At 72.7% G+C, this 22,681-nt stretch carries 20 protein-coding genes, 1 pseudogene and 1 riboswitch; of the genes and pseudogenes, 13 read left to right on the top strand and 8 right to left on the bottom strand.

The annotated features are described in order from the left end of the window. Window positions 1–9 precede the first annotated feature (9 nt). The 3 genes from C8E97_RS30460 to C8E97_RS30470 form a co-directional block, all read right to left on the bottom strand. Window positions 10–687 (bottom strand): alpha/beta hydrolase, encoded by a 678-nt coding sequence (locus tag C8E97_RS30460; RefSeq protein WP_121009056.1) that lies wholly within the window; start codon window positions 685–687, stop codon window positions 10–12. Between the two features lie 63 nt (window positions 688–750). After that, window positions 751–1,398, bottom strand: coding sequence for a response regulator transcription factor (locus tag C8E97_RS30465; RefSeq protein WP_121009058.1), 648 nt, complete (start codon window positions 1,396–1,398; stop codon window positions 751–753). After that, window positions 1,395–2,519, bottom strand: coding sequence for a sensor histidine kinase (locus C8E97_RS30470; protein WP_121009060.1), 1,125 nt, complete (start codon window positions 2,517–2,519; stop codon window positions 1,395–1,397). The genes C8E97_RS30465 and C8E97_RS30470 overlap by 4 nt, the downstream gene beginning before the upstream one ends. A 167-nt stretch (window positions 2,520–2,686) precedes the next feature. Here C8E97_RS30470 and C8E97_RS30475 point away from each other — a divergent pair, with 167 nt between their 5' ends. Beyond that, window positions 2,687–3,187, top strand: a complete 501-nt coding sequence (locus tag C8E97_RS30475; protein WP_121009062.1) for a hypothetical protein — start codon at window positions 2,687–2,689, stop codon at window positions 3,185–3,187. Between the two features lie 80 nt (window positions 3,188–3,267). Further along, the gene (locus tag C8E97_RS30480) at window positions 3,268–4,830 is read left to right on the top strand and encodes a cellulose binding domain-containing protein (protein WP_121009064.1); all 1,563 of its coding nucleotides are present in this window, start codon (window positions 3,268–3,270) and stop codon (window positions 4,828–4,830) included. A gap of 127 nt (window positions 4,831–4,957) precedes the next feature. On the opposite strand, the gene metX is transcribed toward C8E97_RS30480, so the two are convergent. Next, window positions 4,958–6,046 carry a homoserine O-acetyltransferase MetX gene (gene metX, locus C8E97_RS30485; RefSeq protein ID WP_121009066.1) on the bottom strand — a complete coding sequence of 363 codons (1,089 nt, stop codon included), beginning with the start codon at window positions 6,044–6,046 and terminating at the stop codon, window positions 4,958–4,960. Further along, window positions 6,043–7,341, bottom strand: a pseudogene (locus C8E97_RS30490) (bifunctional o-acetylhomoserine/o-acetylserine sulfhydrylase); the annotation flags it as partial. The pseudogene C8E97_RS30490 and the gene metX, both read right to left, overlap by 4 nt. A 425-nt stretch (window positions 7,342–7,766) precedes the next feature. On the opposite strand from C8E97_RS30490, the gene C8E97_RS30495 reads away from it, so the two are divergent. Further along, window positions 7,767–8,795 (top strand): Gfo/Idh/MocA family protein, encoded by a 1,029-nt coding sequence (locus C8E97_RS30495; RefSeq protein WP_121009070.1) that lies wholly within the window; start codon window positions 7,767–7,769, stop codon window positions 8,793–8,795. Between the two features lie 17 nt (window positions 8,796–8,812). Further along, window positions 8,813–10,360, top strand: a complete 1,548-nt coding sequence (gene rdmE / locus C8E97_RS30500) for an aklavinone 12-hydroxylase RdmE (protein WP_121009072.1) — start codon at window positions 8,813–8,815, stop codon at window positions 10,358–10,360. Window positions 10,361–10,599: 239 nt separating this feature from the next. Here rdmE and C8E97_RS30505 read toward each other — a convergent pair whose 3' ends face one another. Beyond that, window positions 10,600–11,940 (bottom strand): MFS transporter, encoded by a 1,341-nt coding sequence (locus C8E97_RS30505; protein ID WP_121009074.1) that lies wholly within the window; start codon window positions 11,938–11,940, stop codon window positions 10,600–10,602. A gap of 174 nt (window positions 11,941–12,114) precedes the next feature. Between C8E97_RS30505 and C8E97_RS30510 the strand changes: the two genes are divergently transcribed. The 4 genes from C8E97_RS30510 to C8E97_RS30525 all read left to right on the top strand — a co-directional run bounded on the left by C8E97_RS30510 (window position 12,115) and on the right by C8E97_RS30525 (window position 15,812). Then, window positions 12,115–12,468: an SSI family serine proteinase inhibitor gene (locus tag C8E97_RS30510; protein ID WP_121009076.1), complete on the top strand. Its 354-nt coding sequence runs from the start codon at window positions 12,115–12,117 to the stop codon at window positions 12,466–12,468. Between the two features lie 275 nt (window positions 12,469–12,743). Continuing rightward, window positions 12,744–14,660, top strand: a complete 1,917-nt coding sequence (locus C8E97_RS30515) for an ABC1 kinase family protein (RefSeq protein WP_121009078.1) — start codon at window positions 12,744–12,746, stop codon at window positions 14,658–14,660. Window positions 14,661–14,669: 9 nt separating this feature from the next. Next, window positions 14,670–15,155 carry a glutathione peroxidase gene (locus tag C8E97_RS30520; RefSeq protein ID WP_121009080.1) on the top strand — a complete coding sequence of 162 codons (486 nt, stop codon included), beginning with the start codon at window positions 14,670–14,672 and terminating at the stop codon, window positions 15,153–15,155. 258 nt (window positions 15,156–15,413) lie between these two features. After that, window positions 15,414–15,812, top strand: a complete 399-nt coding sequence (locus C8E97_RS30525; protein ID WP_147455275.1) for a hypothetical protein — start codon at window positions 15,414–15,416, stop codon at window positions 15,810–15,812. Between the two features lie 271 nt (window positions 15,813–16,083). Here C8E97_RS30525 and C8E97_RS30530 read toward each other — a convergent pair whose 3' ends face one another. Both C8E97_RS30530 and gcvH read right to left on the bottom strand, forming a co-directional pair. Next, entirely contained in the window at window positions 16,084–17,448 is a 1,365-nt protein-coding gene (locus C8E97_RS30530; RefSeq protein WP_121009084.1) for an L-serine ammonia-lyase, read from the bottom strand. Window positions 17,449–17,453: 5 nt separating this feature from the next. Next, complete coding sequence (gcvH, locus tag C8E97_RS30535) at window positions 17,454–17,834, bottom strand: glycine cleavage system protein GcvH (protein WP_121009086.1); 381 nt, start codon at window positions 17,832–17,834, stop codon at window positions 17,454–17,456. A gap of 141 nt (window positions 17,835–17,975) precedes the next feature. Next, window positions 17,976–18,067, bottom strand: a riboswitch (glycine riboswitch). Between the two features lie 267 nt (window positions 18,068–18,334). Between gcvH and ald the strand changes: the two genes are divergently transcribed. From ald to C8E97_RS30560, 5 genes are all read left to right on the top strand, one after another. Continuing rightward, on the top strand, window positions 18,335–19,441 hold the full coding sequence (gene ald, locus C8E97_RS30540; protein ID WP_121009088.1) for an alanine dehydrogenase: 1,107 nt from the start codon (window positions 18,335–18,337) through the stop codon (window positions 19,439–19,441). Window positions 19,442–19,874: 433 nt separating this feature from the next. Further along, window positions 19,875–20,057 (top strand): hypothetical protein, encoded by a 183-nt coding sequence (locus C8E97_RS30545; protein ID WP_147455276.1) that lies wholly within the window; start codon window positions 19,875–19,877, stop codon window positions 20,055–20,057. A 1-nt stretch (window position 20,058) separates the two neighbouring features. Further along, on the top strand, window positions 20,059–20,436 hold the full coding sequence (locus C8E97_RS30550) for a hypothetical protein (RefSeq protein ID WP_121009092.1): 378 nt from the start codon (window positions 20,059–20,061) through the stop codon (window positions 20,434–20,436). Between the two features lie 46 nt (window positions 20,437–20,482). Continuing rightward, the gene (locus C8E97_RS30555; protein ID WP_121009094.1) at window positions 20,483–21,736 is read left to right on the top strand and encodes an ABC transporter ATP-binding protein; all 1,254 of its coding nucleotides are present in this window, start codon (window positions 20,483–20,485) and stop codon (window positions 21,734–21,736) included. Next, window positions 21,736–22,611, top strand: a complete 876-nt coding sequence (locus tag C8E97_RS30560; RefSeq protein ID WP_121012748.1) for an ABC-2 transporter permease — start codon at window positions 21,736–21,738, stop codon at window positions 22,609–22,611. Before C8E97_RS30555 ends, C8E97_RS30560 begins: the two co-directional genes overlap by 1 nt. Window positions 22,612–22,681 lie beyond the last annotated feature (70 nt).

Here is a 22,681-nt window from a genome sequence, read left to right on the forward strand (position 1 = left end):
GGTCGCGGGTCACGGCCGCTCACCCACCGCGATCCGGGCGAGGGCGCCCAGCGACGCCGTGCCGGGGTCGAAGTACTGGTCGTGCCGGCGCGCCTCACCGGTGTCGAACACGCCCGCGCCGAACGCCGGATCGGTCGGGTCGACGCCGTGCCCCAGGTCGCCCAGGCGGACCGACGGCACCCAGCGCGTCCAGTCGTCGGCGCCGCGCGCGGCCCACACCCGCGCCCGCAGCTCGCCCGCCGACGCGACCCGCACGCCAGGGCTGCCCAGGAACGCCATGTCGGCGACCCGCACGTCGGCCAGCGCGCACACGACCGACCCGTAGCTGTGGCACAGCAGGTGCACCTCGCCGGGCAGGCCGCGCACGAACCGCGCCAGCGCCACCGCGCCGGCGCGGGCCAGGCGACCGCTCGCCGCGTCCACGCCGACGCCGGACGGCGTGCGGTAGCCGAGCCACGCGACCACCGCCAGGTCGTCCCGCCCGGCTCGCGCCCGCACCGCGCGGGCCATGCGGCCCACGGTGGCGTCGAACCGCGCACCGTCCACATCGGACCCCGGCACCACGACCGCCACGTGCCGCGCGCGCGCCAGGTCCCCGTACACCTCGACGCGGTCGACCGGCGTCGCGACGCCGGTCGGCGTCACCAGCACCATCAGCGCGGCCAGCGCCGCGATCAGCTTCCCCATGCCCGGAAAGCTAGGAAGGCGACGACGCCCGGATCGTCACACCGGGGTGCCGGTTCCGGGGTGCTACCCCGGTACCACGAGGCCCGACTCGTAGGCCGCGATCACCGCCTGCGCCCGGTCGCGCAGGCCCAGCTTCATCAGCACGCGGCTCACGTGCGTCTTCACCGTCTGCTCGGCCAGCACCAGGTGCGCGGCGATCTCGGTGTTCGACAGCCCGGTGGCGACCAGCCGCAGCACCTCGGTCTCGCGGTCCGTCAGCGCCGCCAGCCGCGCCGGTTTCACGACCCGCGTCGGCTGCGCCTTCACGAAGTCCTCGATCAGGCGCTTCGTCACCGAGGGCGCGAGCAGCGCGTCGCCCCGCGCCACGACCCGCACCGCCTCCAGCAGCTCCCGCGCGGGGGCGTGCTTGAGCAGGAAGCCGCCCGCGCCCGCGCGCAGCGCCTCGTACACGTAGTCGTCGAGGTCGAACGTCGTCAGGACCAGCACCTTCACCGGGTCGTCCGCGAGCAGCCTGGTGGCGGCCAACCCGTCCGTGCCCGGCATCCGGATGTCCATCAGCACCACGTCCGGGCGCAGCCGCCGCACCTCGGCGACCGCCGCCGCGCCGTCGCCCGCCGAGCCAACCACCGAGATGTCCGGCTGCGCGTCCAGCAACGCCGAGAAGCCCTCGCGGACCATCTCCTGGTCGTCCGCCACCAGCACCTTGATCAACGCTCCCCCAACGGAATCCTCGCGCGCACCGCGAACCCGCCGTCCTCGGTGGACGAGGCGTCCAGCGACCCGCCGTGCACGGCGACGCGCTCCCTCATGCCGACCAGCCCGTGCCCGCCGCCACCGCCCGTCGACGGCCCGCCCGCGGTGTTGCGCACGAACACCTCCAGCGCCCCGTCCACCACCGACACCACGACCGACACCGACGAGCCGGGCGCGTGCCGCCCGGCGTTGGTCAGGGCCTCCTGCACGACCCGGTACGCGGTCAGCCCCACCGCCGAGGGCACCGCCACGTCGGCCACCACCGCCCGCGGCGCGAGCGCGCGGATGTCGGCCAGGCCGGGCTGGGGCGCGCGGTCCGCCCGCTGGTCGGTCGCGCGCAACACGCCGAGCAGGCCCTGCATGTCGGTGATCGCGGCCCTGGCGGCGTCACCCAACTCGGCGAACTCGCGGACGCCGTCCTCGGGCAGCCCGGCGATCCGGTAGGGGGCGGTCTCGCAGCGCACGGCCACCAGGGACATGTGGTGCGCGACCACGTCGTGCATCTCGCGGGCGATGCGCGCCCGCTCGACCAGCGCGGCCTTGGCGTCGCGCTCGGCGTGGAAGCGCTGCTCGGCCCGCCCGCGCGAGCCGAACGCGTACCCCAGCGCGAGGCACAGCAGCAGGAAGCCCGCGGTCGGCGGGAACAGGTCGAGGTTTCCGGCCGCGCTGACGAGGTACACGACCCCCGTGGTCAGCGACGCGACGACGGCCACGACCCGGCCGCGGTGCAGCAGCCCGACGGTGACCAGCACGGGGAGGTACCAGCACCAGCCCCACCCCTGGAGGAGACCGGCGTCGGGCGGGCCCAGCAGCCACGCCACCACCACGCCCGCCGTGGCCAGCCGCCACGCCCCGAGCGCGGAGCGCAGCAGCAGGCCGAAGCTGCCGAGCACGAGGGCGAACAGCAGCGGCCACCAGCCGTCCGGGTCCCTGGCCTGCACGTAGCCCACGGAGATGTTGATCGCGACGACCAGGCCGTGGAGGAGCAAGGCCGCCGCGGCGTAGCGGCGGAACCGGAACCCGTCGAAGACCCGCGTGCGGTCGGAGAGCAGCACGACCTGGAGAAATGTGCGGATCACGCGCCGAATGCTAGGCGCACCGCCCCGCGCGGCACATGACGCCGGGGTGTGTCATACCCGGGTAGCACCCCGGCGGTCGGTGCGACAAGCCGTTGCGGCACCCGAACGCCACCAGGTAGGCAATAGACAGAGCTGTGCGCCCCTACTCCGTGATGGAAGATGGCTGAATGCACCCGCAGCATGATCCGGATCGCTGGGCACGGCTCACGGCCGTCGCCGGTGAAGCCCTGGTCGCCGCCAAGGACGGGGAGGACGCCGTCGCGGTCGACCTGGTCACCGGCTACCTCAGCGGGTCGCCCGAGGGCAACGAGGAGATCCGGGAGCTGGTGCTGCTGCTGTTCTCGGAGTGCAGCGACATGGTCGCCGCCCTCGGGTCCGGTGGCGCGACCCCGGTCAAGATGCAGGTGTTCGACGAGGACGGCCAGGAGGTGCCGATCGACGACGCGGACCCGCCCGTCCGCACGGCGATCCGCACCCTGCTGGCCGAGGTCCACGGCGACCAGCAGGCGGCGGCCGAGCAGATCGAGATCGCCCTGGCCAACGGCCGGCCCCAGGAGCTGGCGACGGTGGTGCTCCAGGCGCTGCGCTGGACCGTGAAGCTCGCGCTGGAGTGCGAGGTGCGCGATCTGGCGGTGGCACCCTGGATCGAGGCGGCTTTGGACGAGTGAAGGCCATTGACAAGCCCGGTGGTCTAGACCAGTCTCCCCGGTGGGCGCGATTACCCTGCCAATCCGCCGAGGAGTCCCGCATGAAACCACGATTGGGCGCGCTGCTGGCGGCAAGCGCGCTGGCCATCGGATCACTGGCGCTGACCGGGCCGGCGGCATCCGCCGCGCCCGGCGTCACGGCCACGTTCGCCAAACCCCAGGACTGGGGCAGCGGCTTCGAGGGCAAGTACACCATCACCAACGGCGGCCCCGGCGCCCTCACGTCCTGGAAGGTCGAGTTCGACCTGCCCGAGGGCACCTCGCTGGGGTCGTACTGGGACGCGCTGATCACCCGGACGGGCAACCACTACGTGGCGACCAACCGGGAGTACAACGGCAGCCTGTCCGCCGGCGCGACCCGCACCTTCGGGTTCGTCGGCACCGGCACCGGCGTACCGGCGAACTGCAAGGTCAACGGCGCGTCCTGCGAGGGCGGTGGCGGCGACGACACGACCGCGCCCACCGCGCCGGCCAACCTGCGCGCCACCGACGTCACCGCGAACGCGGTGGCGCTGGCCTGGGACGCGGCGACCGACAACGTGGCCGTGACCGGCTACGACGTCTACCGCGGCGACACCGTCGCCACCAGCGTCACGGGCACGACCGCGACGGTGTCCGGGCTCACCCCGGCCACCGCCTACCAGTTCACCGTCCGGGCGAAGGACGCGGCGGGCAACACGTCCGACGCCTCCAACCAGGTCACCGCGACCACCAAGGACGGGCCGGACCCGATCGCCGGCCGGGGCGCGCCCTACCTGTTCCTGGGTTGGGGCAACCCGCCCGCGCCGCAGACCGTCATGAAGGCGACCGGCATCAAGTGGTTCACGATGGCGTTCGTGCTGGCCCAGGGCGGCTGCAACCCCGCCTGGGACGGCAACCGGCCGCTGACCGGCGGCATCGACGCCACGGCGATCAACCAGATCCGCGCGGCGGGCGGTGACGTCGTCCCGTCGTTCGGCGGGTGGAGCGGCAACAAGCTCGGTCCGAACTGCAGCACCCCGCAAGCGCTTGCGGGCGCGTACCAGAAGGTGATCGACGCCTACCGGCTGAAGGCGATCGACATCGACATCGAGAACACCGACGAGTTCGAGAACGCGGCCGTGCAGGACCGCATCCTGGAAGCGCTGAAGATCGTCAAGCAGGCGAACCCCGGCATCCAGACCATCGTCACCATCCCGACGACCCGCACGGGTCCGAACTCCTGGGGCAACCGCCTCATCGAGCGGTCGCAGGCACTGGGCGCGAACATCGACGTGTACACGCTCATGCCGTTCGACTTCGGCAGCTCGAACGTCCGCGCCGACACCATCGCCGCGACGACGGCCCTGAAGAACAAGCTGAAGTCCGTCTTCGGCTGGTCCGACGCCGTGGCGTTCAACCACTCGGGCATCTCCGGCATGAACGGCCTGTCCGACCAGAAGGAGGTCACCACCACGGCCGACTGGACCGCGCTGCGCGACTGGGCGAAGTCCAACGGCCTCGGCCGGTTCGCCTTCTGGGCCGTCAACCGGGACCGCGGCGGCTGCGACGGCCAGGTGTCGTCCAACTGCTCCGGCATCCCGCAGGCGGACTGGGAGTTCACCCGGATCACCGCGGGCTTCTGACCCGCGGCCGACCCAGCGGGCGGGACACCCCGCCCGCCTCCGGGTGACGCGCCACCGACCGACCGCGACAGGGCCCGCGGGCACCGGCACCACGCCTGCGGGCCCTGCCCCGTCCTCCCCGGCCCGCTCAGCCGTCGTCGTCGAGGCCCTTGAGCAACTCGGCCACCAGCGCGCCGACCTGCTCCACCTCGATCAGGAACCCGTCGTGCCCGTGCGGCGAGGTCACCACCCGCAGGTCCACGCCGAGCCCCTCCGCGATCTCCGCCTGCTGGGCGAGCGGGTAGAGCCGGTCGGAGTCGACGCCGGCCACCACGGTCCGCGCGGTCACCCGGCGCAGCGCCGCCCGCACCCCGCCGCGCCCCGCGCCCACGTCGTGCCCGTTCATGGCCTCGGTGAGCACCACGTAGCTCTCCGGGTCGAACCGCCGCACGAGCTTGTCCGCGTGGTGGTCGAGGTAGGACTCCACCGCGTACCGCCCGTCCGCCTGCCGCTCCCGCCCGAACCGGGCCTCCAGCTCCGCCCGGGTCCGGTAGGCGACGTGCGCGATCCGCCGCGCCACGCCCAGTCCCGCGACCGGGTCGACCCGGATGGCGTGCAGCTGCGCCGAGGCCAGCGCGATGTGCTCCGCCGTGGACGCGGCCGGCGCGGACAGCACCAGCAACGACTTCACCCGGTCGGGCGTGGAGATCGCCCATTCGAGGGCACGCATCCCGCCCATCGACCCGCCGAGCACCGCGGCCCACGACCCGATGCCCAGCGCGTCGGCCAGCAGCACCTCCGCCGCCACCTGGTCCCGCACGGACACCCTCGGGAACCGGTCGCCCCAGGGCCGCCCGTCGGGCGCGGTCTCCCACGGGCCGGTCGTGCCCTGGCAGCCGCCCAGCACGTTGGGCGCGACGACGAACCACCGCTCCGGGTCCAGCGGCCTGCCCGCGCCCACCAGCCCGTCCCACCAGCCCGGCGTCGGGTGGCCCGGCGACACCCCGCCGGCCACGTGGCTGTCGCCGGTCAGCGCGTGCAGCACCAGCACCGCGTTGGACCGCGCGGCGTTCAGCGCCCCCCAGGTCTCGTAGGCGATCCGCACCGGCAGGCCGGCCGGCGCGCCCGGCAGGCCGGGCAGCGTGCCCCGGAACCACCGGCGTCGCCCGTTCGGGGCGCCCTCCCGCCACCCACCGGTGACGGGAGGGGTCTCCCCGGCAGTGGTCCCGTCGCTCACCGCACCGACTTGGCCGCCCGGAACCCGGCCTCCAGGTCGGCCTTCAGGTCCTCGACGCCCTCGATGCCCACCGACAGCCGCACCAGCCCCGGCGTGACGCCGGTGACGAGCTGCTCCTCGGGCGTGAGCTGGCTGTGCGTGGTGCTCGCCGGGTGCGCGATGAGGCTGCGCACGTCGCCGATGTTCACCAGGTGGCTGAACAGCTCGACGCCGTCGACGAACGCCCGGCCCGCCTCCTCGCCGTCCCGCAGCTCGAACGACACCACCGCGCCCGCGCCGCCCGGCAGGTACTTCCGCGCCGCCGCGTGCCACGGCGACGACGGCAGCCCGGCGTAGTGCACCTTCGCCACCTCGTCGCGCCCCTCCAGCCACGCGGCCAGCTCCCGCGCGTTGGCCACGTGCCGCTCGATGCGCAGCGAGAGCGTCTCGATCCCCTGGAGGATCAGGAAGCTGGTCAACGGGGCGATCGCCGCGCCGGTGTCCCGCAGGCCCTGCACCCGCAGCTTCGCGGCGAACGCCCCGTGCCCCAGCGCGGGCCAGTACCGCTGCCCGTGGTAACTGGGGTCCGGCTCGTTGAAGTCGGGGAACCGCTCGGCGTCCCCGAAGTCGAACCGGCCACCGTCGACGACGACGCCCGCGATCGCGGTGCCGTGGCCGCCGAGGTACTTCGTGGCCGAGTGCACGACGATGTCCGCACCGTGCTCCAGCGGCCGGAGCAGGTAGGGCGTCGGCACGGTGTTGTCGACCACCAGCGGCACGCCGGCCGCGTGCGCGACCCCCGCCACCGCCTCGATGTCCAGCACGTTGCTCCGCGGGTTGCCCAGCGACTCGGCGAAGAACAGCTTCGTCTCCGGGCGCGCGGCGGCGCGCCACGCCTCCAGGTCGTCCGGGTCGTCCACAAAGGACACCGAGATGCCGAGCTTGGGCAGCGTGTAGTGGAACAGGTTGTAGGTGCCGCCGTAGAGCGAGGAACTCGACACGAGGTGGTCGCCCGCCCGCGCGAGGTTCAGGATCGCCGCCGTCTCGGCCGCCTGGCCGGAGGCGAACGCGACGGCGGCCACCCCGCCTTCCAGGGCGGCGACCCGTTGCTCCAGCACGTCCTGGGTGGGGTTGTTGATGCGGGTGTAGATGTTGCCCGGCTCCGCGAGGCTGAACAGCGCCGCGCCGTGCGCCGTGTCCCGGAAGACGTACGAGGTGGTCTGGTAGATCGGCGTGGCGCGGGCGCCGGTCTCCGGGCACGGCGCCGCGCCGGAGTGGACCTGCTTGGTTTCGAAGGACCAGGACATGCCGGGGCTCCTGTCAGGGCTGGTGGGTCGTGCGAGCGCGACGAAGGAGGACGACGCGCGGGGGTTGTGCGGGCACGTCGAGGTCGGCGCGCCGGGTGTGGTGCGGCGCGCCGGGTCGACGCGTGCGGTGCGAGCGCGCCGGAAGACGCGCGGGGTTGCGGTGCCGGTGCGACGGCGGACGACGCGCGGGTGCCGGCGAGCGCGACGAGGGCGACGCGTGCGGTGCGAGCGCGCCGGGGAGGCGCGCGGGGTGGGGTCCGGGCGCGCCGCGGGCGACGCGCGGTGGTCGGTCAGCCGATGCGACAGGCCATGCTGCTGACACGCGCGTAGTCGACGTGGCGACGCGTCACCAGGAAACTCATGTGGATGAAGTTAGCGCCGTGCCACGGACCGCGACAGGGCGTCCACGACGTGGGAAGCCTAGGGTTCGGCCCATGCGCACCGCACTCATCGGCTATGGGCTCGGAGGAGCCGCGTTCCACGCACCGTTCATCGCCACCACCGAGGGGCTGACGCTGTCCGCCGTGGTCACCGGCAACCCGGAGCGCCGCGCCGCGGTGCTCGCGCGGTACCCCGGCACCGAGGTGATCACCGCGGTCGACGAGGTGTGGCGACGGGCGGACGAGTTCGACCTCGCGGTGGTGACCACGCCCAACCGGCACCACGCGGCGCACGCGCGCTCGGCGCTGGAGCACGGGCTGCACGCGGTGGTGGACAAGCCCTTCGCCGGTTCGCCGGCGGCGGCCCGCGCCCTCGCGTCGGTCGCGGCGGACCGCGGGCTGCGGCTCATGCCGTTCCACAACCGCCGGTGGGACGGCGACTTCCGCACCGTCGCCCGCCTGGTCCGCGAGGGCGCGCTGGGCGAGGTGCACCGCTGGGAGTCGCGGTTCGAGCGGTGGCGGCCGGAGCCGAAGGAGTCGTGGAAGGAGTCCGGCGACCCGGCGGACCTCGGCAGCATCGTGTACGACCTGGGCACGCACCTGGTCGACCAGGCGGTGGCGCTGTTCGGCCGGCCCACCGCGGTCTACGCGGAGGTGCGGACGCTGCGGCCGGGCGCCAAGGCCCACGACGACGCGTTCCTGGCGCTCACCCACGCCGGCGGCGTCGTCTCGCACCTGTGGGCGTCGGCGCTGGCCGCCGACCGGGGCCCGCGCTTCCGCGTGCTGGGCGACCGGGCGGCGTACGTGAAGCACGGGATGGACCCGCAGGAGGAGCTGCTGAAGGCGGGCGCGGTGCCGGGCGGCACCGGCTGGGGCGCGGACCCGGAGGAGGCGTGGGGCACCCTGTCGGGTCGCCCGGTCGAGACCGAGCGGGGCAGCTACCAGGACTTCTACGCCATCGTCGCGGCCGGCGGCACCCCCGTCCCGGTCGCCGACGCGATCACCGGACTGGAGGTGGTGAAGGCCGCGTTCGAGTCGGCGGAGACCAGGCGCACGGTTCCACTTGCCGACCAAGTCTCTTAGTGGCTAAGATTCTATTTATGGAAGAGGACAGGCGTGTACAGGTACTGGTGGTGGGCGCGGGGCTCGGCGGGCTGACGGCCACGCTGTTCCTCGCGCGACAGGGGATCTCCGTGCTGGGCGTCGCCAAGCACGCCGGGACGTCGCCGAACCCGCGCGCGACCGGGCAGACGAACCGCACGATGGAGATCTTCCGGCGCTGCGGGGTGGCCGACGAGGTGCTGCGCGGCAGCGAGGGGGTGGCCTCCGGCATCGTCGTCAAGGTCGCCGAGAGCCTGCGGGGCCGGGTGTTCCACACCATCGTCCACGAAGAGGACGAAGTGGACGTCGGCCTGAGCCCGGAGGCGTTCGGCATGGCGGGCCAGGACTACGTGGAACCCGTGCTGCTGGCCGCGGCGCGCGGGCACGGCGCGGAGGTGCGGTTCGGCACCGAGCTGACGTCGGTGCGCCAGGACGCGTCCGGCGTGACGGCGGAGCTGCTCGACCGCGCGTCCGGCGAGGCGTTCCGGGTGCGGGCGGACTACCTGGTGGCGGCGGACGGGCACCGGTCGTTCGTGCGGGAGTCGCTCGGCATCGGGCGGCAGGGCCGCGGCGCGCTGAGCCACCACGTCGGGGTGGTGTTCGACGCGGACATGGGCGACCGGCTCGCCGCCGACAAGGGCACCCTGTTCTACCTCCAGAACCCCGAGTTCACCGGGGTGTTCATGATGACGAACACGGAACGCCGCAACGTGTTCGCGGTCGAGTACCACCCGGAGCGCGGTGAGTCGCCCGCGGACTTCCCGGCCGAGCGGTGCCGGGAGCTGCTGCGCGTCGCCACCGACGAGCCGGACCTGGAGCCGGACATCCTGGAGATCACGTCGTGGGAGATGGCGGCCTGGCTCAGCGACCGGTTCCGCGCCGGGCGCGTGTTCCTCGTCGGCGACGCGGCGAAGGTGACGCCGCCGACCGGCGGCCTCGGCGGCAACACGGCCGTCGGTGACGGGTACGACATCGCGTGGAAGCTCGCGGCGGTCCTGCGCGGCGAAGCGGGGCCGGGCCTGCTGGACAGCTACGAGGCCGAGCGGCGGCCCTACGCGCGGCACATCATCGACGCGTCGTTCGCCAACTACGTGGAGCGCCTCGCGCCGCACCTGGCGGGCCCGGACGTGCCGGAGCCGGTCGACCACCTGCGCCTGATCTTCGGCTACCGCTGCCGCTCGGGCGCGGTGCTGATCGAGGACGACGACCCGGCGGAGCTGGAGAACCCGCTGGAACCCAGCGGTCGCCCCGGTTTCCGCGCACCGCACGTGACCGTGCTGCACGACGGCGCGGCCACCTCGACCGTCGACCTGGTCCGGGACTGGACGCTGATCACCCTGAACCGCGCGGTGTGGGCGGACGCGCCGGTCGAGGTGCCCGAACTGGCCGACCCCACCGGCGAACTGGCCAAGCGCTACGGCATCGGCCCGGACGGCGCGAGCCTCATCCGCCCGGACGGCGTCATCGCTTGGCGCACAACGCAACGCCCCACCGCCCCAGCCGCCACAGTGACCTCAGTCCTGAACCGCGTAAAGGCGCATTCCTAAGCCCTCGCCCTCTCGCTCTCCGAGCCCCCTCGCCTCTTACGCTCCCACACTTCCCCTCGCACACGCGCCCGCGAGGCCGCGTCGGTGGTTCACGGCGCGGGTTGTGCCGATCACGCCTTTGGATCGGCACAACCCGCCCCGTGTGCCGCCGACTCAAAGGCGGCCGAGCCGCCCGACGGCGTCGGGCAAATCCAACACCGCGAGGCCGCGTCGGTGGTTCACGGCGCGGGTTGTGCCGATCACGCCTTTGGATCGGCACAACCCGCCCCGTGTGCCGCCGACTTCCCGGCGGCCGAGCCGCCCGACGGAGTCGGGCCATCAAACACAGTCTCTCCTAGCGCGACCAGGCACAGTGCCGTCACCACCGCGCCGGCGACCAGGTACAGCGACACCGGCCACGACGCCCGCGTGGGCGTCAACTCCAGCAACCACGCCGCGATCAGCGGCGACAGGCCGCCGCCGAGCACCGACCCGAGCTGGTAGCTCAACGACACCCCGCTGTACCGGACGCGGGTGCCGAACAGCTCCGCGTAGTACGCGGGCATCGGGCCGAACACCGCGGCCGAGCCCGCGAATCCGATCACGACCGCCGCCACCACGAGCGCGGGCGACCGGGTCTCCAGCAACCAGAACAGCGGCAGCGCGAACACCCCGAGGAACACCGCGCCGCCGAGCATCACCGGCAGCCGGCCGACCCGGTCGGACAGGCGCGCGAACACCAGGATCGCCACCGCCTGCGCCACCGCGCCCGCCAGCCCCGCGTTCAGCAGCGTCGACCGCGGCATCCCCAACTGCTTGGTGCCGTACGAGACCACGAAGGTGGCCAGCACGAAGATGAACATGTTGAAACCGAGGTTCACGCCCGCGCCGAGCAGCACCCGCCGCCACGACCGGCGCAGCACGTGCACCACCGGCAGGCGCAGCGTGCCCGCCTCCTCCCGCGCCGCGCGGAACAGCGGGCTCTCCTCGACCGACAGCCGGACGTAGAGCCCGACGCCGACCAGCACCAGGCTGAACAGGAACGGCAGCCGCCAGCCCCAGGACAGGAACGCGTCGCCGGACACCGCGGTCGACGCCGCCAGCGCGCCGTTCGCGAGCAGCAGCCCGAGCGGCGAGCCCAGGAACGTCCAGCTCCCGTACCACGCCGTGCGCCCCGGCGGCGCGTGCTCGACCGCCATCAGGGTCGCGCCGCCCTGCTCGCCGCCGAGGAAGAAGCCCTGCACGACCCGCAGCAGCACCAGCAGGACCGGCGCGGCGATGCCGATCGAGTCGTACGTCGGCAGCAGGCCGATCAACGCGGTGCACAGGCCCGTCGCGGTCAGCGTCAGCACGAGCATCGACCGCCGCCCGACGCGGTCGCCGAAGTGGCCGATCACGACACCGCCGAGCGGGCGGGCGAGGAAACCCGCGCCGAACGTCGCGAACGCCAGCAGGGTGCCGACGCGGGGGTCGAACGTCGGGAAGAACAGCTTGTCGAACACCAGCGCGGAAGCCGTGCCGTAAAGGAGGAAGTCGTACAACTCGACCGCGTTGCCCGCCGAGCTGGCGAGCGCCACCCTGCGCACCCCGGAGTTCCCCATCGGTCCACCCTGGTCCCCGGACGGGTGAAGTGGGCTCGACAGTGACCCGGCTCACACGGGGACCCGAACGCGCCGGACGGACGACGCGCGACCCACCCGGCGGTGCTCGCGCGACACCACACGATCTGGTGACATTGCTGGAGGAGGCGGTGCGGTGCGGCCACTGTTGGGCACATGGCGACACTCCCCCTCCTCGCGGCCCTCGCCGCGTTCCTCCCCGCGGTCGGCGCGCCCGACTCCTCGTTCCTGCTGACCGCGCAACACCGTGAGAGCACCAGGACCATCACGCTGACCTGCGGACCGGCCGGCGGCACGCACCCCAGGGCGGAGCAGGCGTGCGAGGCGCTGGGCGGCGTCGACGGCGAGATCGCCGGCATGGCGCAGCAGTCGGTGGTCTGCACGCTGGAGTACGACCCGGTGACGGTCGAGGCGACCGGCCTGTGGCACGGCCGGGAACGCCGGTTCACCGCGACGTTCCCCAACCGGTGCGCGATGCGCGCGGAAACCGGCCCGGTGTTCGACTTCTGATCACCGGCCATCCCGGTCGGGTGACCGGACCCGACCGGGTCGACGTGCCGACAGCCGCGCGCACGACACCGGGACCGCGGGCACCACCCGGTCGGCCGGCTGCGCGGCACGCCCGACACCGCACCACCGCCGACCACCGCCACACCGCCGACCACCGCCACACCGCCGACCACCGCCTCGATGGTCGACCCGGATCCGCGCCGCCGCCGACCCGGTGCATCGGGGTTTTCAGGGAAGCCGATCTATCCTCCGCGCGAACTGCTTCGGGGGGACACATGGGCGACTTCCTGGTTTACACGATCGGCGTGCCGCTGACGTTCGTGGCGCTGATCCTCGGCATCGCGCTGGCCGCGCGGCGCATCCTCGGGCTGCGGGTCGGGCTCGTGCGCACGGCGCTGGCGTGCCTGATCGGCCTGTCCGCGACCGCCGGCGTGCTCAGCGGGATGCCCAGCCCGGAGACGACCGGCGCGCTGGGCACCGTCCAACTCGGTATCGCGCTGCTCGTGGTGATCGCGCTGCTGACGCTCGCCGAGATCATCGTGCCGACCGGCTCCGTGCCGCCGCCCACCGAGTGGTGGGGCGCGCTGCGCAGGCGGGTCGCCCGCGCGCGGCGGTACTCGCGGATCACCGCCATCGCGTTCCGCCACGGGCTGGGGCCGTACCTGCGCGGCCGGGAGCGCACCGACACCGGCGTCGCGCGGTCGCTGCGGCTCGCGCTGGAGGAGGGCGGTGTCACGTTCGTCAAGCTCGGCCAGGTGCTGTCCACCCGGCCGGACCTGCTGCCCGCCGACGTCGTCGCCGAGCTGACCCTGTTGCAGGACAAGGTGCCCGCCGCACCTTGGCCCGCGGTGCGGCAGGTGCTGGTGGCCGAGATCGGCGCGCCCGAGGAGGTGTTCGCGGAGTTCGACGAGACGCCGATCGCCGCCGCGTCCGTGGCGCAGGTGCACCGGGCGCGGCTGAAGTCCGGTGAGGACGTGGTGGTGAAGGTGCAGCGGCCCGGCGTGCGGCGGGTCGCGGAGGGCGATTTGGACATCGTGACCCGGATCGCGGCGTCGCTGCACGAGCGCACGCGGTGGGGCAGGGCGATCGGCGTGCGGGACCTCGCGGCGGGCTTCGCCGCCGCGCTGCGCGAGGAACTCGACTTCCGCGTGGAGGCGCGCAACCTCACGGCCGTGCGGTCGGCGTCGGCGGGCACGTCGGTCGTGCTGCCGCGGGTGCACCAGGAGCTGTGCACGGCGAGGGTCCTGGTGATGGAACGGCTCGACGGCGTGCCGGTGCGGTCGGCGGCGCTGGACTCCGTCGACCGCGACGCCCTCGCGCGGGTGCTGCTGGACGCGTTGCTGCGCCAGGTGATGCTGCACGGCGTGTTCCACGCGGACCCGCACCCCGGCAACATCATGGTGCTCGGCGACGGCCGGCTCGGGATGCTCGACTTCGGGTCCGTGGGCCGGATCGACGCGCAACTCCGCTCCGCGCTGGGGAAGCTGCTGCTGTCCGTCGACCGCGGCGACCCGGCGGGGTTGCGGGACGCGCTGCTGGAACTCGTGGCGCGGCCCGACGAGATCGACGAGCAGCAGCTGGAACGGGCGCTCGGCCAGTTCATGGCCCGGCACCTCGGCGCCGGGATGCGGCCGGACGTCGAGATGTTCGGCGACCTGTTCGCGCTCGTCTACCGGTACGGGTTGAGCATCCCGCCGGAGATCGCCGCCGTCTTCCGCGCGCTGGCCACGGCGGAGGGCACGCTGGGCGCGCTGTCGCCGGGGTTCAACATCGTGGTCGAGTCGCGGGCGTTCGCGGAGAAGCAGTTCAGCGAGCGCCTGACGCCGGAGTCGGTGCGCCGCACCCTCACCGAGGAGCTGTACTCGGTGCTGCCGATGCTCAGGCGGTTGCCGCGCCGGGCCGAGCGCATCTCCAGCGCCCTGGAGCAGGGCCGGCTGGGCCTGAACCTGAGGCTGTTCGCGGACGAGCGCGACCGCTCCTTCGTGGTCGGCATCCTGCACCAGGTCATGCTGACCGTGCTGGGCGCGACGGCCGGCCTGATGGCCGTGCTGCTGCTCGCGGCGGACGGCGGGCCGCAGGTCGCGCCGGACATCACGCTGTACCAGGTGTTCGGCTACCACCTGCTGGTGATCAGCGTGCTGCTGGGCCTGCGGGTGGTCGTCACCGTCTTCCGGCCGCGCGCCGGCACGTAGGCTGTGCGCATGAGCATCCACGACATCGCCGTCCGCACCCTGGCCGGCGCGCCGAGCAGCCTGGGACCGTTGCGCGGTAAGGCTTTGCTGGTGGTCAACGTGGCGTCCCGGTGCGGCCTCACGCCGCAGTACGCCGGCCTGGAGCGGCTCCAGGAGCGCTTCGGCGCGGCGGGTTTCTCGGTGGTCGGCTTCCCCTGCAACCAGTTCGCCGGCCAGGAGCCCGGCACCGCGGAGGAGATCGCGACCTTCTGCTCCACGACCTACGGCGTGACGTTCCCGATGTTCGAGAAGATCGAGGTCAACGGCCCCGGCCGCCACCCGCTGTACGCCGAGCTGACCGCGCACCCGGACGCCGACGGCGAGGCGGGCGACGTGAAGTGGAACTTCGAGAAGTTCCTGGTGTCCGGGGACGGCGAGGTGGTGGCCCGCTTCCGGCCGACTACGGACCCGGAGGACGAGGCCGTCATCGAGGCGATCGAGCGGGTGCTGTGTTGAATTTGCCGCTGTGTTGGATTGCCGCGACTTCGTCGCGGCGGCTCGGCCGCCATTTTGTCGGGCCGTCGCGCCTGATTTCCCGCCGATCGAAGAGCGTGATCGGCGGGAAATGAGGCGCGACAACCCGACGCGGCCTCGCGGCGCGGGAACAGGTAGGGGGTGAGGGCCGCGACTGGTCTTGCGGGGGGCGGAGGGCGCGGGTGGAGAGGCGGCTGGGAGGCGGTTGTGCGAGGTCCCGGAGCGCGGCAGGGTGTGGTCATGCTTGAAGACTTGGAGCCGTTCCTCGGCCGGTGGGTGCTCGACCCTGCCCGTACCGCCTACTCCGGCGGGGTGCCGCCCAAGGAGGGGCACTACGAGCTGCGGCTCGACGGTGACGAGCTGGTGGCCGTGATCGACGGCGTCGGCGGCACCGACGAGCCGATCCACATCGAGTACCGGCTGAGCCTCACCGGCGACACCGCGCTGGAGGGCACGTACGACCGCGTCCGGACGATCGTCGAGCCGAACGCGCTGTGCACCGTCCTGTTCGACGGGGAGAACGAGGCAGCCAGGGCCTGGCGCATCCTCGGCTCACCCGACGAGATGACGATCGTCCAGTCCGCACCCGACGTCGAGGGCGTGTGGCGCGACGACGTCTCGGTGTACCGCAGGGCTTAGCCCAACCACTCCCGCACCTCAGACCAAGTCGCCGCACTCACCCCCGACTCGCTCCCGCACCGCGCGAGGCCGCCGTCGGGTTGTCGCGCCTCATTTCCCGCCGATCACGCTTTTGGATCGGCGGGAAATCAGGCGCGACGGCCCGACCACAGGGCGGCCGAGCCGCCGAGGCGAAGCCGAGGCAAATCAAACACAGCTCTAGTCACTGTCTCACCGCCCCCGCCTCACCCCTACTGCCTTGCCCCTCCCCCTACTCCCTCGCCACTCCCCCTCAGCACTCGATCACGTTCACCGCAAGACCGCCGCGTGCCGTCTCCTTGTACTTGACCTTCATGTCCTTGCCGGTCTCCCGCATGGTCTTGATGACCTTGTCCAGGGACACGAAGTGGGAGCCGTCACCGCGCAGCGCCATCCGGGCCGCGGTGATGGCCTTGATCGACGCCAGCGCGTTCCGCTCGATGCACGGGATCTGCACGAGCCCGCCGATCGGGTCGCACGTCAGCCCGAGGTTGTGCTCCATCGCGATCTCGGCGGCGTTCTCGACCTGTTCCGGCGAGCCGCCCAGCACCTCGGCCAGGCCGCCGGCCGCCATCGAGCACGCCGAACCCACCTCGCCCTGGCACCCGACCTCCGCGCCGGAGATCGACGCGTTCTCCTTGAACAGCACGCCGACCGCGCCCGCGGTCAGCAGGAACCGCACCACGCCCTCGTCCGACGCGCCCGGCACGAACCGGGTGTAGTAGTGCAGCACCGCCGGGACGATGCCGGCCGCGCCGTTCGTCGGCGCGGTCACGACCCGGCCGCCCGCGGCGTTCTCCTCGTTGACCGCCAGCGCGAACAGCGTCACCCAGTCCATGACGCGCAGCGGGTCGGTGGCGTAGTGCTCGGACGCCAGCCGCTGCCGCATCTCGGCCGCCCGCCGCCGCACCTTCAGACCGCCCGGCAGCACACCGGTCTGCGAGCAGCCGCGGTCGACGCACTCCTGCATCACCGCCCAGATGTGCAGCAGCCCGGACCGCACCTCCGCCTCGGACCGCCACGACGTCTCGTTGGCCAGCATGACCTCGCTGATGGACAGCCCGGTCTCGCGGGTGCGCGCCAGCAGCTCGTCACCGGTCTTGAACGGGTGCGCGACCCTGGTCTCGTCCGCTTTGATCCGGTCCGCGCCGGTCGCCGTCTCGTCCACCACGAACCCGCCGCCGACCGAGTAGTACACGGCCTCGTCGACCACCTCGTCGCCCCGGTAGGCGGCGAAGCTCATGCCGTTGGGGTGCAGCGGGAGCGACTTGCGGCGGTGCATCACCAGGTCGGTGTCCTCGGTGAACGGGATCTCCCGCACGCCGCCCAGCAGCAGCCGGCTCGTCGCGCGGATCTCGGCCACGCGCGTGTCGGCGACCGCCGGGTCGACGTCCTCCGGCCGGTGCCCCTCCAGGCCCAGCAGCACGGCCTTGGGGCTGCCGTGCCCGTGGCCCGTCGCGCCCAGCGAGCCGAACAGCTGGACGTGCACCCGGTCGACCTCCCGCACGCGATGGCCCAACCGCGCCACGAACATCGTCGCCGCGCGCATCGGGCCGACCGTGTGCGAGCTGGACGGCCCGATGCCGACGGAGAACAGGTCGAAGACGCTGATGGCCACGGCGCTCAGTCCCCGGTCAGTTCCGCGTACTTCGCGGCGGTCAGCAGGCCGGAGGCGTCCTCCACGGCGACCTTGAACAGCCAGCCACCGCCGTACGGGTCGTTGTTGATCAGCGACGGGTCGTCGACGGCGGCCGTGTTGACCTCCACGACCTCGCCGCTGACCGGCGCGTACAGGTCGCTCACCGACTTGGTCGACTCCAGCTCGCCGCACACGTCGCCGGACTTCACGCGGTCGCCGACGGCGGGCAGCTGCACGAAGACGATGTCGCCGAGGGATTCCGCCGCGTAGGACGTGATGCCGATCGCCACGGGGTCCTGGGTACCCGGCGCCCAGTCGACCCACTCGTGCTCGGGGGTGTACAGCAGGTTGTCCGGAAGGTTCACGTCGTCAGCTCCTCGGTCCACGCGGTCCAGGTCCCCCTCTCTGTCCTGGGACCTGAGAGCTTCGCCGGCGTCACGACGGTCGTGCCGTCGATCGGTCCGGCTTGCACCGTGGGTGCGCGCGAGCACGCTTTCCAGAGTCGCCTCGCCCGAGCGGTTCTCGTTGCCTGAGAGTGTGCGGGGTGCTTGCTCCTTCGGCGCTCCAACGACGCTGGAGGCTCTCCCGCCCGGGTTCCGGTGCCGCACGGGGCACCGCGGCCGATGTTGAGTTGGGCGAACGCGAGCACGCTAAGTCCCCGGCACGACGGGTGTCAACGCGCGCCCGGACGGTCGCCGCGGACAGGTCCGGTTGTCCGTTCGGGTGGGGCCCGGTTGTCCGTTCGGGCAGCACCGGTTGTGCCGGCGGCACAACCGCGCGGGTGGCGGTTCGTACCGCCCGCACGATGACAGCCGGATGGCGGTACCGGACCTTTGGGCGTAACAACGGCTGAAGGAGCCCCACCGTGCGGATCTCAGTACCTCGCGAGATCAAGAACCACGAATACCGCGTCGCGCTGACCCCGGCGGGCGCCCACGAGCTGACCCAGCGCGGCCACGACGTGTACGTCGAGGCGGGCGCGGGTCTCGGGTCGGCCATCACCGACGACGAGTACCTGGCCGCCGGCGCGAAGGTCCTGGCCACCGCCGAGGAGGTGTGGGGCGAGGGCGACCTGGTGCTCAAGGTCAAGGAGCCGATCGCGCGCGAGTACCCGCTGCTGCGCAAGGGCCAGACCCTGTTCACCTACCTGCACCTGGCCGCCGACCAGCCGTTGACGCAGGCGCTGCTCGACTCGGGCACCACCGCGATCGCCTACGAGACCGTGCAGGCGCCGAGCGGCGCGCTGCCGCTGCTGGCCCCGATGTCCGAGGTCGCGGGCAGGCTCGCGCCCCAGGTCGGCGCGTTCTCGCTGATGAAGCCGTCCGGCGGCCGGGGCGTGCTGCCCGGCGGCGTGCCCGGCGTGCACCCGGCGCGGGTGGTCGTGATCGGCGGCGGCGTCGCGGGCCTGAACGCGGCCACCATCGCCGCCGGCCTGGGCGCGGACGTCGAGATCCTGGACACCAACGTCGACCGGCTGCGCCACATCGACGCCCTCTACCGGGGGCAGCTGCGCACCGTCACGTCCAACCGCTTCTCGGTCGAGCAGGCCGTGCGCGAGGCCGACCTGGTCATCGGCGCGGTGCTGGTGCCCGGCGCGAAGGCGCCCAAGCTGGTCAGCAACGAGCTGGTGGCGCGGATGAAGCCCGGTTCGGTGCTGGTGGACATCGCGATCGACCAGGGCGGCTGCTTCGCCGACTCCCGACCGACCACGCACGCCGACCCGACCTACCAGGTGCACGAGTCGGTCTTCTACTGCGTCGCGAACATGCCGGGCGCGGTGCCGCGCACGTCCACCTACGCGTTGACGAACGTGACCCTGCCCTACGCCGTGGCGCTGGCCGACAAGGGCTGGGAGGCGGCGCTGCGCGCGGACAAGTCGCTCGCGCTGGGCCTGAACGTCCACGACGGCCTGCTGACCAACCAGCCGGTCGCGGAGGCGCACGGCCTCGCGCACACCCCGATCGACCTCTGAGATCGGACCTCGGGAGGGGCGTCCACCACGGTGGGCGCCCCTTCGCGCACGTCCGGGCCGGGCCGACGCCGGTCCGCCGGCCACTTCGGACCGGGTGGGACCGGTGCGGAGCAGGTCGGGACCAGGCCCCGGACGCAGAAAGGCGGCCCGCTCAACCAGCCTGGGGGTCACTGGGAGCGGGCCGCACCGCCAATCCTAGCCGGGAACGGGGTGCCGTGCCCAGCCGCCCCGCCCATCTGACTCACATTTCTCCACCTTGCGGACCACCGTGCGTGTCCCGCCTCAAGCAAACGAGTGAATTCGTCGCGTAACGGGTAAGTCACGACCCCCGGTCGGCCGATGGACAAGGCGGACGGACACCACGGCGCCGCGGGTCCGCCCACACCGCGTGGCGTTGCCCACGCGCCGCCGCGACCCTCCGATCGGAGCGCACATGGCTGAACCGCAGGGGTGGATCGACTGTCACGACCCGTTCGGGCGGGACCGGTCGATGACGGTGCTGGTCGAGGAGGACCGGGTGCTGCTGGTCTCGCCACCCGGCGAGTCGGCTGTGATGTCCGTCACGCAGACCCGCAGGCTGCACCGCCTGCTGGACCAAGCCGCCGACAGGATGTGACGTGGACGAGACCCTGCGCGCCGCGGTGCTGCACCGGCTCACCCAACTGGAGGAGGTGGCCGAACGGGGCGCGGCCGAGGCGCTGGTGCCGCTGGCCCGCGCGGAGATCAACCGGCTCGCCGACGGCTGGCGGCTGCTGCTCACCGTGCACCAGCCCGACCCCGACGGCCGCTGCGGCGCCTGCCCCGGCGTGCTGCGGCACAAGAAGTGGCCCTGCCAGGTGTGGACGATGGCGCACCAGCACCTCATCGGCGAAGGGCTGCCGCACCGCGAGCGGCGGCGTCCGCTGCGCAGCCCGTTCTCCCGCGCGCGCGACGCGGAGACGACCACCGAGCTGCCGCCGGTGGCCTCGAAACCACGGCACGCCCTACCCGACTGACCCTCCTAAGGCAGGATGGCTCCCGAAGAACATTCGGGAGGGACGCGTGCACGACGGCAGTGGCCGCATCGTGGTGCAGAACTTGACCAAGCAGTTCGGTCCGGTCGCAGCGGTGCAGAATCTCAGCTTCACGGTGGAACCGGGGTCGGTGACCGGCTTCCTCGGCCCCAACGGCGCGGGCAAGACGACGACGCTGCGCATGTTGCTCGGCCTGGTGACGCCCACGGCCGGCATCGGCCTGATCAACGGCAGGCCGTTCCACCAGCTCGGCAACCCGGCGCGGGTGGTCGGCGCGGTGCTGGAGGCGCAGGGCTTCCACCCCAAGCGCTCGGCGCGCAACCACCTCCGGGTGTACGCGGCGGCCATCGGCGTGCCGGACGCGCGGGCCGACCAGGTGCTGCACCTGGTCGGGCTGGGCGCGGCGGGCGACCGCCGGACGGGCGGGTTCTCGCTGGGCATGAAGCAGCGCCTGGCGCTCGCCACCGCCCTGCTCGGCGACCCGCAGGTGCTGGTGCTGGACGAGCCGTCGAACGGCCTGGACCCCGAGGGCATCGCGTGGCTGCGGACGTTCCTCCAGTCCTACGCGCGCAGCGGGCGCACCGTGCTCATCTCCAGCCACCTGCTGGCCGAGGTGGAGCAGACCGTGGACCAGGTGGTGATCGTGTCGCGCGGCCAGACCATGTACTACGGGCCGCTGGACAACCTGCGCGATTCGCAGCGCAGCCGCGTCCTCGTGCAGCCGTCCGACACGTCCGCGCTGGTGGCGGCGTTGCAGGCGGAGGGCGTCACGACGATCGAGCAGGTGCCGGACGGTCGGATCGCGGTCACCGGGGTGGAGGCCAGGCAGGTCGCCGACCTGGCGCTCAAGGCAGGCGTGTCGATCTACGGCATCCAGGAGGAGAAGGCCGACCTGGAGCAGCTGTTCTTCCAGCTCACCAACGGCCAGTACACGGCGTCCGGGCCGAACCAGTACGCGGGCCCGCAGGGCACCGGCTACTACGCGCCACCGCAGGACTACCAGCAGCAACCCGGCTACCAGCCACCACCCGGCTACCAGGGCTCGCCACCGCAGGGCTTCCCGCAGCAGGCCGCCTACCAGCCGCAACCCGGCCAGTTCCCGCCGCCCACGCCGCCCGGCCAGTACCCGCCGGGGCAGTTCCAGGCCGGCCCGTACCCGCCGGGGCAGTTCCAGCAGCCCACGCCGCCGCCCGGCTACCAGGACCCGCCGTCGGGCTACCAGGACCCGCCGTCGGGTTACCAGCAGGGGCAGGGCCAGGGCGGTCTCGGGGGTGGCGCGTGATGTTGGGCAACCTGATCAAGTCGGAGTTCCGCAAGACGACCACCACGGGCCTGTGGTGGGGCCTGATGATCCCGACCGTGCTGATCGCCCTCGGCTGGGCGCTGGGCACCGGGTTCATCGGCAAGAACATCATGGACGCGGTCGGCAGCGCGGACGCCGAGGAGCTGACCAGGCTCCTGGGCATCGACCCGTCGCAGTGGCAGGTCGCCGTGTTCGGGATGGCGCGCAGCATCAACATCGCGACCATCTTCCCGATGATCTTCGGCGGGCTGGCGATCTCGAACGAGATCAGCCGCAAGACCATCACCACGACCTTCCTGACCGCGCCGAACCGCGTGTCCGCGCTGAGCGCCAAGCTGATCGTGTACGTCCTGTGGGGCGCGATCTACGGCTTGGCGATCGTGGCCGCGGTGAGCATCGGCATCGTGATCACGTCCGACTCCAGCGCGCTGCCGGACGCGACGGGTTGGCTGGCGATGGCAGGCGTCGGCGTGCTGTCGTCGATCCTGATGACGATGTTCGGCGTCGGCGTCGGCGCGCTCATGCCCAGCCCGGTCGGGACCACCGTGGTGCTGGTGCTCTACATGCTGATCCTGGAGAACGGCATCCAGCTCGTGCTCAGCACGCAGAGCCTGCCGGAGCTGATCGGCTTCCTGCCCAACGGTTCGGTGAACGGCCTGACCGGCTCGGTGGCGTCGTCGCTGTTCCTGTCCACGGCCGGCGTGGTGCCGGACGAGCTGGAGGACGTGCTGCGGGCGATCGCCGGCGCGCTGGGCGCGTTCGACTGGTGGCTGAGCGGCCTGATCTTCCTGACCTGGACGGCCCTGTTCTTCCTGGGCGGCTGGGCCGCGACCCAACGCAAGGACATCACCTGAGAACTCCGATGTCGCATCGCGAGGCCGCGTCGGCTCGTCACGCCTCATTTCCCGCGGATCACGCTGTCCG

It is taken from the genome of Saccharothrix australiensis (assembly GCF_003634935.1).
Classification (GTDB): Bacteria; Actinomycetota; Actinomycetes; order Mycobacteriales; family Pseudonocardiaceae; genus Actinosynnema; species Actinosynnema australiense.